Origin of the sequence: Streptomyces sp. NPDC093261, assembly GCF_044753645.1 — a bacterium.
Taxonomy (GTDB): Bacteria; Actinomycetota; Actinomycetes; order Streptomycetales; family Streptomycetaceae; genus Streptomyces.
The window spans coordinates 450,095-462,110 of the sequence record NZ_JBIVNO010000001.1 but is presented as its reverse complement, the minus strand read 5'-3'; the positions used below and the strand labels follow the sequence as shown (position 1 = coordinate 462,110).

At 72.7% G+C, this 12,016-nt stretch carries 13 protein-coding genes; 4 read left to right on the top strand and 9 right to left on the bottom strand.

Annotation, left to right across the window (positions count from 1 at the left end):
- Nucleotides 1–295: 295 nt before the first annotated feature.
- The 4 genes from ACIP94_RS02130 to lipB all read right to left on the bottom strand — a co-directional run bounded on the left by ACIP94_RS02130 (nucleotide 296) and on the right by lipB (nucleotide 3,463).
- Nucleotides 296–994 (bottom strand): DUF4191 domain-containing protein, encoded by a 699-nt coding sequence (locus ACIP94_RS02130; protein WP_402418208.1) that lies wholly within the window; start codon nucleotides 992–994, stop codon nucleotides 296–298.
- Nucleotides 995–1,102: 108 nt separating this feature from the next.
- A complete protein-coding gene (locus tag ACIP94_RS02125) occupies nucleotides 1,103–1,300 on the bottom strand; it encodes a hypothetical protein (protein WP_390742413.1) in 198 nt (65 codons plus the stop codon).
- A 276-nt stretch (nucleotides 1,301–1,576) separates the two neighbouring features.
- Entirely contained in the window at nucleotides 1,577–2,542 is a 966-nt protein-coding gene (lipA, locus tag ACIP94_RS02120; RefSeq protein ID WP_402418204.1) for a lipoyl synthase, read from the bottom strand.
- A gap of 123 nt (nucleotides 2,543–2,665) precedes the next feature.
- A complete protein-coding gene (gene lipB / locus ACIP94_RS02115; protein WP_402418201.1) occupies nucleotides 2,666–3,463 on the bottom strand; it encodes a lipoyl(octanoyl) transferase LipB in 798 nt (265 codons plus the stop codon).
- A gap of 297 nt (nucleotides 3,464–3,760) precedes the next feature.
- Here lipB and ACIP94_RS02110 point away from each other — a divergent pair, with 297 nt between their 5' ends.
- The gene (locus tag ACIP94_RS02110; protein ID WP_402418198.1) at nucleotides 3,761–5,236 is read left to right on the top strand and encodes a regulator; all 1,476 of its coding nucleotides are present in this window, start codon (nucleotides 3,761–3,763) and stop codon (nucleotides 5,234–5,236) included.
- A gap of 3 nt (nucleotides 5,237–5,239) precedes the next feature.
- On the opposite strand, the gene ACIP94_RS02105 is transcribed toward ACIP94_RS02110, so the two are convergent.
- Nucleotides 5,240–6,658: an NAD(P)/FAD-dependent oxidoreductase gene (locus ACIP94_RS02105; protein WP_402418196.1), complete on the bottom strand. Its 1,419-nt coding sequence runs from the start codon at nucleotides 6,656–6,658 to the stop codon at nucleotides 5,240–5,242.
- Nucleotides 6,659–6,866: 208 nt separating this feature from the next.
- Nucleotides 6,867–7,769 carry a TIGR01777 family oxidoreductase gene (locus ACIP94_RS02100; protein ID WP_402418193.1) on the bottom strand — a complete coding sequence of 301 codons (903 nt, stop codon included), beginning with the start codon at nucleotides 7,767–7,769 and terminating at the stop codon, nucleotides 6,867–6,869.
- Nucleotides 7,770–8,192: 423 nt separating this feature from the next.
- Between ACIP94_RS02100 and ACIP94_RS02095 the strand changes: the two genes are divergently transcribed.
- On the top strand, nucleotides 8,193–8,681 hold the full coding sequence (locus ACIP94_RS02095) for a GNAT family N-acetyltransferase (protein ID WP_402418190.1): 489 nt from the start codon (nucleotides 8,193–8,195) through the stop codon (nucleotides 8,679–8,681).
- 37 nt (nucleotides 8,682–8,718) lie between these two features.
- Here the strand turns inward: ACIP94_RS02095 and ACIP94_RS02090 are convergent, their stop codons facing one another.
- Entirely contained in the window at nucleotides 8,719–9,903 is a 1,185-nt protein-coding gene (locus ACIP94_RS02090; protein WP_402418187.1) for a MarP family serine protease, read from the bottom strand.
- A 252-nt stretch (nucleotides 9,904–10,155) separates the two neighbouring features.
- On the opposite strand from ACIP94_RS02090, the gene ACIP94_RS02085 reads away from it, so the two are divergent.
- Both ACIP94_RS02085 and ACIP94_RS02080 read left to right on the top strand, forming a co-directional pair.
- On the top strand, nucleotides 10,156–10,893 hold the full coding sequence (locus ACIP94_RS02085) for a peptidoglycan recognition protein (RefSeq protein ID WP_402420309.1): 738 nt from the start codon (nucleotides 10,156–10,158) through the stop codon (nucleotides 10,891–10,893).
- Between the two features lie 130 nt (nucleotides 10,894–11,023).
- Nucleotides 11,024–11,245 (top strand): hypothetical protein, encoded by a 222-nt coding sequence (locus ACIP94_RS02080; protein ID WP_402418184.1) that lies wholly within the window; start codon nucleotides 11,024–11,026, stop codon nucleotides 11,243–11,245.
- Here ACIP94_RS02080 and ACIP94_RS02075 read toward each other — a convergent pair.
- Nucleotides 11,212–11,730, bottom strand: a complete 519-nt coding sequence (locus tag ACIP94_RS02075; protein ID WP_402420306.1) for a DUF4240 domain-containing protein — start codon at nucleotides 11,728–11,730, stop codon at nucleotides 11,212–11,214. The genes ACIP94_RS02080 and ACIP94_RS02075 overlap by 34 nt on opposite strands.
- Nucleotides 11,730–11,951 (bottom strand): hypothetical protein, encoded by a 222-nt coding sequence (locus ACIP94_RS02070; RefSeq protein WP_402418182.1) that lies wholly within the window; start codon nucleotides 11,949–11,951, stop codon nucleotides 11,730–11,732. The genes ACIP94_RS02075 and ACIP94_RS02070 overlap by 1 nt, the downstream gene beginning before the upstream one ends.
- Between the last annotated feature and the right edge of the window lie 65 nt (nucleotides 11,952–12,016).

Below are 12,016 nucleotides of genomic sequence, written 5' to 3'. Positions count from 1 at the left end.
GTGTCATCCGGTGCCGCGCCCCCACAGGCCGGCACCCGAGAACGCTCGAACGGGGCCCGGGCCCTCAGGGGCGCGGGGAACTGCGCAAAGCCACCGACGGTCCCGCACTCGTGAACGCTGGGACGGAAGGGCTCTCAGGGGCGCGGGGAACTGCGCAAACCCCGACCGCCCCGCACCGCCGCCCCGCACACACCCGAGAAACCCGCACCACCCCGACCCGCCCCAAAAAAGGGCCCTCGAAGAACCGCACAGGTTCTCCAAGGGCCCCGAAATCCGGCCAAGCCCAGCGGCAGCGTCACCGCTGGCGACCACCCCGCGGCATCCGCATCCCCTTGGGCAGCGGCCCCTTGGGCAGCGGCATATTGCTCATCAGATCACCCAGCGCCCGCAGCCGATCGTTGGTCGCAGTCACCTGCGGCCCCGTCAGCACCCGCGGAAACTTCAGCATCGTCGTGCGGAGCTTCTTCAGCTCGACCTGGCCCTCGCCCGTGCCGACGACCACGTCATGCACCGGCACGTCCGCCACGATCCGGGCCATCTTCTTCTTCTCGGCGGCCAGCAGGCTCTTGACCCGGTTCGGGTTGCCCTCGGCGACCAGCACGATGCCGGCCTTGCCGACCGCGCGGTGCACCACGTCCTGGCTGCGGTTCATCGCGACCGCCGGCGTCGTGGTCCAGCCACGGCCGATGTTGTCCAGGACCGCAGCGGCGGCGCCCGGCTGTCCCTCCATCTGACCGAAGGCGGCACGCTCGGCCCGGCGCCCGAAGACGATCGCCGTCGCGAGGAGGGCGAGCAGGAAGCCGAGAATGCCGAGATAAGTGGGGTAACCGATCAAGAAACCGATCGCGAGGAAGACACCGAAGGTGACGATTCCGACAGCCGCGAGTACAAGACCGATCTTGGGGTCGGCCTTGCGGGTCATCTTGTAGGTCAGGGCGATCTGCTTCAGTCGCCCCGCGTTCGCAGCGTCCGCTGCGGGTTCCTTCCTCGCCATGCCACGAAGTCTACGTGGCTCGGGAAGCGGCCACGACGGCAGTGCCGGGTGGGGCGGGGGAGGGGGGAGCGGTGGGGGCGCTCCGGGAGGGGAGGAGCGTGGCCGTCGCTAGGAGCGGGAGGCCACGGACTCGAACACGCGCTGCGCCTCGACGCGGGCCTTGGCCCGGCGGCGGTCCTCCAGCACGGAGGTCCAGGCGTTCTGGCGGGCGGTGCGCTGGCCGCCGCTCATGAGAAGCGATTCGATGGCACGGAGTGCATCGGTGAACGACGGGATCGCGGTGGCGCGTACGGGCGCGGCCTGCATGGTGGAGGTCCCCCCTCGGGTCGGCGGCTCGGGCAGGAGTTGTACGTGGCGTGAGTCCAGCGTCACTGTTTGGTGTTACCAGGGCGTGACCGACCGGTCAAACGCCAATGAAACCTTGATGTGGGCCCCCAAAAGCCTGACGCGGCCCCGACGGCCCCCCAAGCTGCGGGGACGGTCGGAACCGCGTCAATCGGCCACTACCGGGCGGTAGTCACTTGTGTGCGGATTCACACGCGGGAAGTGGCACGGGGTGTCACAAGCCTAGGCGAACCGGGGTCAGACGGCCTGCGAGGCGACGTAGGCGCCGCGCTTCTCGACCGCCATCTGGTAGAGCCGTCCGGCGCGGTACGAGGAGCGGACCAGCGGTCCGGACATGACGCCGGAGAAGCCGATCTCCTCGGCCTCCTCCTTCAGCTCCACGAACTCCTGCGGCTTGACCCAGCGCTCCACGGGGTGGTGGCGGACGCTCGGGCGCAGATACTGCGTGATGGTGACCAGCTCGCAGCCGGCGTCGTGCAGCTGGTGCAGCGCCTCGCTGATCTCCTCGCGCGTCTCGCCCATGCCGAGGATCAGGTTCGACTTGGTCACCAGGCCATAGTCGCGGGCCGCGGTGATGACCTTCAGGGAGCGCTCGTAGCGGAAGCCGGGGCGGATGCGCTTGAAGATCCGCGGGACGGTCTCGACGTTGTGCGCGAAGACCTCGGGGCGGGCGGAGAAGACCTCTTCGAGTTGCTCGGGAACCGCGTTGAAGTCGGGGGCGAGGAGCTCCACCTTCGTGCGGCCGGCCGCGCGGTCCGCCGTCTGGAGGTGGATCTGCCGGACCGTCTCGGCGTACAGCCAGGCGCCGCCGTCCTCGAGGTCGTCGCGGGCGACACCGGTGATGGTGGCGTAGTTCAGATCCATGGTGACCACGGACTCGCCCACACGGCGGGGCTCGTCGCGGTCCAGTGCCTCGGGCTTGCCGGTGTCGATCTGGCAGAAGTCACAGCGCCGGGTGCACTGATCGCCGCCGATGAGAAACGTGGCCTCGCGGTCCTCCCAGCACTCGTAGATGTTGGGGCAGCCGGCTTCCTGACAGACCGTGTGCAGACCCTCGCTCTTCACGAGGTTCTGCATCTTCGTGTACTCGGGACCCATTTTCGCCCGGGTCTTGATCCACTCGGGCTTGCGCTCGATGGGGGTCTGGCTGTTGCGGACCTCGAGGCGCAGCATCTTGCGTCCGTCGGGTGCGACTGCGGACACGTCGGCTCCCTGCCTGTCTGCGTAGACTTTCGATTCTTCGGCGTACACAGCGTACGCCCGTGATGTGTACGGCTCCGTGCGTGGGCCGACCTCGGGCAACGGGGGTTCATTCCCCCTTCGGCGCTAGGCCGGCGTCCGCTCGATCTCCCGCGGCCTGAGCTCGGCGCTCTCCAGGACGTCCTTCAGATGGCGTTCCGCCACCGGCAGCACCTCGCCGATGGTCACGTCCCCTCCCAGCTCGTTGGCGAGGGAGGTGACACCCGCGTCCCGGATCCCGCACGGGATGATCTTGTCGAACCACGCGTTGTCCGGGTTCACGTTCAGCGCGAAGCCGTGCATCGTGACGCCCTTGGCGACCCGGATGCCGATCGCCGCGATCTTGCGGTCCTCCCGGCGCTGGCCGGCGTTGGAGGGCGCGTACTCCGGACCGTTGAGCCGCGGGTCGAACTCCTCGTCGGTCAGGCGCGGGTCGAAGTCCAGCGAGAGGCCGCCGAGGGACGGGCGCTGCTCCACCGGGTCGCCGAGGACCCAGACGCCGCTGCGGCCCTCCACCCGGGTGGTCTCCAGGCCGAACTCCGCGCAGGTGCGGATCAGGGCCTCCTCGAGGCGGCGCACATGGGCGACGACGTCGACCGGGCGCGGGAGCTTCTGGATCGGGTAGCCCACCAGCTGGCCCGGGCCATGCCAGGTGATCTTGCCGCCGCGGTCCACGTCGATGACCGGCGTGCCGTCCAGGGGGCGCTCGTCGGGCGCCGTGCGCCGCCCGGCCGTGTAGACCGGGGGGTGCTCCAGGAGCAGGCAGGTGTCGGGGATCTCGTCCGCGAAGCGGGCGGCGTGCACCCGGCGCTGCTCGTCCCAGGCTTCCTGGTACTCGACGGCCTCGGCCCCGAACCCCATACGGACGAACCGCAACTCACTCACGGCAAGCGCCTCCCTAGAAGCTTCGTAAGGCGCGAAAGGCGCCCACGCCACTGTACGACTCGCCCGGATGCCGGTGGCGTCCGGTGGCCCGTCAGCCGGACGGGGCAATCCTCACACGATCGGATGAATGCACACCGAAGTCTGCGATCGGCTGCTCACTCTCCGCTACATTCGCGCCGTTCAGGAGGCCATAAGGGCTGCTCACCAAGGCGATACGGGCACCGCGGCGACCCGGGAGGCAGGCATGCCTTCCCCGGGGTCGCGTCGATGCCCGGGAGGCAGGAGACCGCACCGCAGATGACGGAACGACCCGCGCAGCGCACCCCCAACCGACAGCTCGCCGCGCTCATCGCAGAAGCGGGGTTCTCCAACGCCGGTCTCGCCCGTCGCGTCGACCAGCTGGGTCTCGAACACGGGCTCGATCTCAGATACGACAAGACATCCGTGACCCGGTGGCTGCGCGGGCAGCAGCCGCGCGGCACCACGCCCGCGCTCATCGCCGAGGTGTTCACCCGCCGGCTCGGCCGCCGGCTCACCGCGCAGGACCTCGGCCTTGACGCCTGCGCCCCGGTGTATGCGGGTCTGGAGTTCGCCGCCACCCCGGAGGAGGCCGTGGACATCGTCAGCGGTCTGTGGCGCAAGGACTCCGGCAGCCATGCCGAACTGCGCAAGATCGCGTTCACCCCGGCAGGTCTCGTGGTGCCCAGCCGGGACTGGCTGATCGGCCGGGCCGATGACCGGGTCGGCCGCGGCGAGACGATCGCCCGCGTCCCCGCCCAGGGCCGCCCCGCGTCCCCCCGCTCCACGCCCGCGCTCGAACCGGGGGGATCGCTGCCCCGGCAGCGCAGCCAGTCCGAACGCGGACCCGGCCAGAAGGTCACCGGCGGGGACATCGCCGCCCTCCGCTCGGTCGGCGAGCTGTTCCGGGCCCTCGACCACGCCTACGGCGGCGGCCACGCCCGCCAGGCGCTCGTGCGCTACCTGGAGCACGAGGCCGAGCCGATGCTCCGCGGCAGCTACGGCGAGCAGACCGGCCGCCGGCTGTTCGCCGCGGCCGCCGATCTCACCCGGCTCGCGGGCTGGACGTCGTACGACATCGGCGCGCACGGTCTCGCCCAGCGCTACTTCGTCCAGGCGCTGCGGCTCGCCCAGGCGGCCGGGGACCGGGTCTACGGGGCCTATGTCCTGATCACCATGAGCCGGCAGGCCGTCTATCTCGGCCACGGACGCGAGGCCGTGCAACTCGCGCGCGTCGCCCAGCAGGGCGTGGGCACCTCCGCGCCACCCGTCATCCAGGCCCTGCTGCACGCCGTGGAGGCGCGCGGCCACGGCGTGCTCGGCGAGGTGCGCGCCTGCACGGCATCGCTGGTGCGGGCCGAGCGCGCGCTGGAGTCCGCCCGGCCCGGCGACGAAGTCCCCCACTGGGCACGGTTCTTCGACGAGGCACAGCTCGCCGACGAGTTCGGGCACTGCCACCGGGACCTTCAGCAGTACCGGGCGGCGGTCCAGCACGCCGAGCGCTCACTCCAGCTCCGGGCCCCCGGCTACGCTCGCAGCCGGCTGTTCTGCCGGGTCGTGCTCGCCTCGGCGCGGCTCGGCCTCGGCGAGCTGGACCTGGCCTGCCAGTTGGCGGCCGAGGCCGCCGGACAGGCGTCGGAGATGCGGTCGGTGCGGGCGGTGGAGTACGTACGGGACTTCGAGCGCCGGCTGGAGCCGTACCGGGACGCGGCACCGGTGCGCGGGTACCGCGACAAGGTGGCCGCGCTGGCTTGAGTCTCAGGCCGCCGTGGGCAGCGGGTCCGCCAGCCGGGTCGGGCCCGTGCCCAGGTCCGCGAGGAGGGCGGACGCCGCCCGGTGGCCCGAGTGCAGCGCGCCCTGGACCGTACTCGTGTCCCGGTGGTCGCCGCACACATACAGCCCGGCCAGCAGCCGTACCGGCCGGCGCAGATCGTGCGGCGGGCGCATCGCCGGGACGGCCCGCGCGGTGTGGTGCACGGCGAGCGTCTCCCAGCGCGTGGTCGAGGTGCCGTACAGCCGCGCCAGATGAGCCCGTACGGCACCGTCCACATCGTCGGGGGGTGTGCCGAGGACCGTGGAGGAGACCAGGGCGCGGCCCGCGGGTGCCCGGGACGGGTCCACCAGGCTGACGACCGCCGTGTGCGCCACCGGACCGTCGCGGTCGGCGTCCAGCAGCAGCGCGTCGCCGGTCGTCGGCGGCTCCTCCATGGTGTGGTGGACGACGGTGACGGGATGGAAGTCCGGCACGCGCAGCCCCGGCAGCAGCTCGGCGGCGGCCGACGCGTCGGTGGCCAGCACGACGGCCCGGCAGCGCAGTTCACCGTGGTCCGCGGTGGTCACCGATGTCGTGGAGACGGAGGTGGCGCGCACGCCGGTGTGCACCGTGCCCGGCGGCAGCGCCCGGGCCAGCAGCTCCGGCAGGACCTCGGCGCCGCCCTCCGGCATGCACAGCCGGCCGCCGGCGAAGGCGTGCAGCGCCAGATCGGCGCAGCGACTCGACGTGGTCAGCTCCGGGTCGCACAACAGGGCGGCGAGCAGGGGGCGGAGAAAGCCGTCGACGGTACGGGCGGGGATCCCGCGCGCCGCGAGCGCGTGCCCGGCGGCCGACTCGGGCCGGGCCAGCAGCCGTTCCGGCGGTGTCGCGGCGATCCGGGACAGTGCCGCACCCAGGCGGGCCTGGTCCATGGCGCCGCCCAGCGGGGCCCCGGGCCGCGAGCCGGCCGCGCGGGATCCCGTGGCCAGCGAGCGGGCCGTGTGGGCCGGCCCCGTTCCGCTCGCCGACCGGGGCGCGGAAGCCCTACGGGGAGCGGTGGCAAGGGCGCGCACGGCGCTGAGCGCCGTCCGTGCGCCCCCTGCGCCCCCACCCGGCAGGGCGGCGCCCGCACGATGGTGGCGCCCCTCGCTGTGCACCAGGACGCCCGGCGCGAAGGGGCGTAGGACGAGGGACTCGAGCCCCGGCGTCAAGCGCAGCTCGGGGTACGCGGTGGACAGAAGCTGTCCGATCCGGTCGAGCCGGAAGCCGTCGACCTTCTCGGTCGACATGCGCCCACCGACGCAAGGGGCGGCCTCCAGGACCGCGGTCGTGACTCCTGCGCTGGTCAGCCGATGGGCCGCCGCGAGGCCGGCGACCCCGGCCCCGACGATGACGACGTCCGCGTGATACACGGGCTGTAGCACGTGCCCCTCCTCGAGGTTGTGCGGCCGGTGGAGACGTCATGCCCCCAACTGGCTGGAGAAATACCCGAGTTCGGATCGAGCGTAGGTCCGTGAACGGTCAGGTGTAGTCGCGCATGAACAGAGCACGGTCGCACGGCGGTCGCATGCGGTCGAAAGCGGTGATCCCCTGCCTCCTGCCCCCCGCCGACCGCCGTGGCCACACCGTCCCCTACCGCTCCAGCGCGGCCCGCAGCGCCTCCTCGATCCCGGGGAACGCGAAGGAGAACCCGGACTCCAGCAGCCGCTCGGGCACCACCCGCGCGCTGCCGAGCACATCCCCGGACATCTCCCCGAGGACCAGCCGCAGGGCCGAAGCGGGCACCGGGAAGAGCGTCGGGCGGTGCAGCACACGCCCCATGGCATCCGTGATCTCACGGTTCGTCAACGGCCGGGGAGCCGTCAGATTGAACGGGCCGGACAGGTCGTCACGGTCGATGAGATGGCGCAGCGCCGCGACCTCGTCGTGCAGCGCGATATACGACCAGTACTGCCGCCCGTCCCCCATGCGCCCGCCGAGCCCCGCCTGGAAGAGCGGGAACAGCCGTCCCCAGGCCCCGCCCTCGCGGGCCACCACCAGACCCGTCCGCGCGAACACCGTCCGCACGCCGGCCTCCTGTGCCGGGGCCGCGGCCTCCTCCCACTCCACGCACAGCGAGGGAAGGAAGCCGTCCCCGGGCGGTGCCGTCTCGTCGACCGTGCGGTCCCCGGTCTCGCCGTAGTAGCCGATCGCGCTGCCGCTCACGAACACCCGCGGCGGCTCGGGCAGGGAGGCCACCGCCTCCGCGAGTGCCGCCGTGCCCAGCACCCGGCTGTCGCGGAGCGTCTTCTTGTAGGCGTCCGTCCAGCGGCGGTCGCCGATGCCGGCCCCGGCGAGGTTCACCACGGCGTCGCATCCGATGAGCCCCGTCGCGTCGACGTACTGCCCCTCGGGGTCCCAGCAGACCTCGTTCTCGCCCCGGGCCGAGCGCCGCACCAGACGCACCACCTCGTGTCCGTCCGCGGCCAGCGATCGCACCAGGGCACTGCCGATCAGACCGGACGCACCGGCCACGGCGATTCGGGAACGTTCCATGCGCCCATCCTGCCCCGTGATTCCCAGGCGGCCCGCCCGGCGGCCCGGGGAGAGCTCCGGACGGGTCCCGGGAAGATCGCCGGGAAAGACGCCAGGGGGGTCGCCGAGAAGGTCGCCGGGGAAAGCTCCGGGCGCGTCGCCGGCGAAAGCGCAGGAAAACGCCGGGCGGGTCGGCGGCGAAAGCGCCGGACGGTTCGCCGGGGAACGGGCGGGTCGGCGGCGAAAGCGCCGGACGGTTCGCCGGGGAACGGGCGGGTCGCGGGGGGAAGCGCCGGACGGTTCGCCGGGGAACGGGCGGGTCGCGGGGGAAAGCTCCGGGCGGGGCGCCGCAAAAACGCCGGGCGGGTCGCCGGCGAGAGCTCCGCGCGGGGCGCCGTGGAAACCCCGGACGGGTTCTCCCGCCCCAGCCGTACAGTGAGCCCCATGCCCGTTCCGTACATACGCCTCGCCACGTCCGACGACGAGGACTCGCTCGGCCGCCTCGACCGTGCCACCTGGTCTCCGCTGCACTCCGTACAGCCGCGTCCCGAACCGCCGTACGGGACCTTCTTCACCGAGCGGTTCGGGCCGCGGGACCATCTCGTGGCCGAACTCGGCGGCGCCGTCGTCGGCTACCTCCGGCTCGGGTTCCCGACGTCGCTGGAGTGCAACGCGCATGTCCGGCAGATCCAGGGGCTCGCCGTCGCCGACGAGGCCCGTGGCGCCGGGGTCGGCCGGGCGCTGCTGCGGGCCGCGCGGGAGGAGGCGAGTCGGCGGGGAGCCCGGCGCCTCACCCTGCGCGTCCTCGGACACAACACCCCGGCCCGGCGCCTGTACGAGTCCGAGGGGTTCACGGTGGAGGGGATCCTGCCCGAGGAGTTCCTGATCGACGGGAAGTACGTCGACGACGTGCTCATGGGCCTGTTCCTGTGAGCGCGAGCCCCGGCGGGCAGAGCCCGCGGGCCGGTGCTCAGGGGGTGACGAGATCGCCCGTGCCCACCGCCGCCGTGGCGTCCGCCGCGCGTCCGGCGTCGCCCGCGACCTCGTCCGACGTCAGCACGTACCCCGTCTCCGGGTCCGAGGTGGAGCGGGCGAAGACGACGCCGTAGACCCGGCCGTCCGTGGTGAGCAGCGGGCCGCCGGAGTTTCCGGGCAGCACGGTGGAGCGGACGGAGTAGATGTCCCGGGTGACCGTGTCCGAGCTGTAGATGTTCTGGCCCGTGGCCCGGATCCGGCTGGCGACCGTGGCGGCCCGCAGCGTCAGATCACCGTCCTCCGGATAGCCCGCGACCACGGCCGCGTCACCGCGCTTGGCCTCGCCGTCGAAGCGCAGCACGGGCGCGTGCAGATCCGGCACATACAGCACGGCCACGTCCCGGTCCGGGTCGAAGAGCACCACCCGGGCCGCGTACGACGGGCCGACACCGCCGACACGGACCGTCGGATGGTCGATGCCCGCGACCACATGGGCGTTGGTCATGACATGCCGTGCCGCGTACACGAAGCCGCTGCCCTCACGGCCCTGGGTGCCCACGGCGCCCTCGATCTTCACCGTGCTGAGCTTGGCGGCGTTCGTCGCGCTCGGGGTGACGTTGTCCCCCGAGGGCTTGGGCACCCCGGCCGTCGGCTCGTTCTCGAACGGGTTGAAGACCTGGGGGAAGCCTGCCTGGGCGAGCGCGGTCGTGGCCCGCGAGAACCAGGCCGGGGTGGTGTCCGGCATCACCTTCTGCACGGAGCCCAGCAGCCGGGAGTCCCGGATCGCCTCGGTGACCAGCGGGGAGGAGGAGGCGCCCAGCACGCTCGCGGCCACCCACGCCACAAGCAGCACGGCCAGCGTGTTGGCCGCCGCGCCGCCGATCCCGTCGGCCACCCGCAGTGGCCCGTGGTCCAGCTCGCGCCGCAGCCTCAGCGCGAGGCGCCCCGCCAGCTCGTGGCCCACCACCGCCGGGACCAGCACCGTGAACACCGCGGTGACCGTCGCCGCCGTCGTCCCCCGTGTCACCAGGTCCATGACCCACGGCAGGATCCACACACCGACGACGGCCCCGCCCACGAAGCCGGCCAGGGAGACACAGCCGGCCAGCAGCCCGCGCCGGTAGCCGGACGCCGCGTAGGCCAGGATGACCAGCATCAGCAGGATGTCGAGCAGGTCCACGAAGCCGCCTTTCTCTAGGACCCCTTAGTACGCGCCGCAGGGGCCCAGTGATCAGCCACGCGCGCGGGGACGCCCGCGAACGGGCACGCACGTCGACCTCTTAAAACGTCTCGGACCGGGACAATGGTTCCGCCAGGTGGCACAGCACACATCGCGGAGGCCGGGGGACCCGCCGAGAGTGGGACCATGCGTGTCTTGCCAAGAGCCAGGCTGGTGCGACCCCGGTGCGTACGGGTGCCGGGGGCCGCCCTGATGCTGCTCGGCTGTCTGCCCGGATTGGCCGCCTCCCTCACGCTGATGACGTGCCCGTCCCGGGTCGAGCAGACGGTGTCGATCCTGCGCCCGCACCCGGTTGAGGCCCGGTCCGCCGTGCTGCACGCGGCACCCAGGCCGCGGATCGTGCCGCGGTCGTCCTGGACACGCGCGGTCAGGCCGAGCCAGCCGCCGCCGCGCTACGACGACAAGGTCATCGCGGTCTTCGTGCACCACACCGACTCGCCCAACCGCTACGACTGCGCCGACGTGCCCCGCATCATCCGGGCGCTGTACGCCGGCCAGATCGGCAACCGCCGGTGGGACGACATCGGCTACAACTTCCTGGTCGACCGCTGCGGCAGGATCTACGAGGGCCGCGCGGGCGGCGTCGAACGCCCCGTCACCGGAGCCCACACCCAGGGCTTCAACCACCGCACGGCGGGCATCGCCGCCATCGGCACCTTCACGGCGGGCGTGCCGGTGCCCCGGGCCATGACCGACGCGATCGCCGCCCTGGCCGCGTGGAAGCTGGGCCTCGCGGACATCGACCCGCGCAGCAGGGTCCGGCTGGTCTCCAGCAATGGCAAGAGCCGCTACAAGGAGGGCGCCGCCGTCATGCTGCCCGCCCTCGCGGGTCACCGGGACGGCTACGCGACCACCTGTCCCGGCGCGGCCCTCAGCGCCCTGCTCCCGGCGATCAGGGAACGGGCGGCCCATCTCCAGGGCAGACGGTGACCCGCCCGGGCCCGGGGGCCGGGGACCGTGTGCCGCCGCGAGACCCACAGACACATCACAGGGCAGGCGCGGTGTCCTCCGATTCCCGCGTCCTACGGTCGTGCGCGGAAGCCGACCGAAGGTGGGGATCATGAACGCCGTCAGCCGTACGGAGACGAAGAGGACGGGCACCCGGGCCGGGGCCGTGCGCAACCCCTGGACGGTGGTCCGGGCGGTGGTGACGGTCGTGCTCGGCCCGGCCGCGGTTGCGGCGTCCGCCCTCGACCAGGCCAACCGGGCGCCGCTGCACCACGGGGCCGATCCCGGCCGGCAGCCGGGTCAGCCCTTGAAGCGGTCCCACAGCCTCGGGTAGCGCTCGGCGAGCAGCGACTCGTCCTCCAGGTCGAACGGTGTCCCCTCCGGCTCGGAGGCCGTGGGCGGGATGCCCAGGTCGGGCGCCACGGTCCCGGTGAGCTGCTCGTAGGCCTCGTCCGCGGCGTAGCCCAGCTCCTCGCCGTCCCCGTCGACCTCCTCGTCGAAGTCCCCTAGCAGGCCGGCGAGCGCGTCGGGGTCGTGCAGGGCCCCCTCGAAGACCTCCCGGCCCTGGCCGATCAGCCAGCACCGGAAGAAGTCGAACGCGTCGTCGCTCGCCCCGTCCAGCAGCACCCAGGCGGCGCCCCACAGGTCCCAGCGGTAGGCGCGGTTGTAGCGGCACTCGAAATGGCGGGCGAAGTCCAGCACGGTCTCCGGGTCCAGCTGGAGCAGCCGTTCGACGAGCTGGTCGGCCTGCTCGTCGGCATCGCCCCCGGCGGCCTCGCGGCTCGAGTCCACCAGCGCCCAGAACTCCGTCTCGTCCATCACGGGACCAGCATCGGCCCTCGACGGGCGGGGCGCACGCGGAGTGCGGTGGAAAGCCACGGGCCGTAGAGCAGGACGATCCGCAGCGCGTCCCGCGCGAGACGGGCGCGCAGTCCCGGGGGCGACAGCACCTCGACCTCCGGCCCCGGCGCCGTGAGTTGCGCGTCGGCGACGTCCTCGGACTCCACCGGCAGGGTCACCGTCAGGCGGGCGGCACGCATGCGGTCATCATGCCGCCGGGCACCGACAGCGAAGGGGTACGGCGGCCGCCGTACCCCTTCGCCTC

Coding starts and splice junctions, on each gene's coding strand:
- ACIP94_RS02130 (WP_402418208.1), bottom strand. CDS start 994: ATGGCGAGGAAGGAACCCGCAGCGGACGCTGCGAACGCGGGGCGACTG.
- ACIP94_RS02125 (WP_390742413.1), bottom strand. CDS start 1,300: ATGCAGGCCGCGCCCGTACGCGCCACCGCGATCCCGTCGTTCACCGAT.
- ACIP94_RS02110 (WP_402418198.1), top strand. CDS start 3,761: ATGACGGAACGACCCGCGCAGCGCACCCCCAACCGACAGCTCGCCGCG.
- ACIP94_RS02100 (WP_402418193.1), bottom strand. CDS start 7,769: ATGGAACGTTCCCGAATCGCCGTGGCCGGTGCGTCCGGTCTGATCGGC.
- ACIP94_RS02095 (WP_402418190.1), top strand. CDS start 8,193: ATGCCCGTTCCGTACATACGCCTCGCCACGTCCGACGACGAGGACTCG.
- ACIP94_RS02085 (WP_402420309.1), top strand. CDS start 10,156: ATGCTGCTCGGCTGTCTGCCCGGATTGGCCGCCTCCCTCACGCTGATG.
- ACIP94_RS02080 (WP_402418184.1), top strand. CDS start 11,024: ATGAACGCCGTCAGCCGTACGGAGACGAAGAGGACGGGCACCCGGGCC.
- ACIP94_RS02075 (WP_402420306.1), bottom strand. CDS start 11,730: ATGGACGAGACGGAGTTCTGGGCGCTGGTGGACTCGAGCCGCGAGGCC.
- ACIP94_RS02070 (WP_402418182.1), bottom strand. CDS start 11,951: ATGCGTGCCGCCCGCCTGACGGTGACCCTGCCGGTGGAGTCCGAGGAC.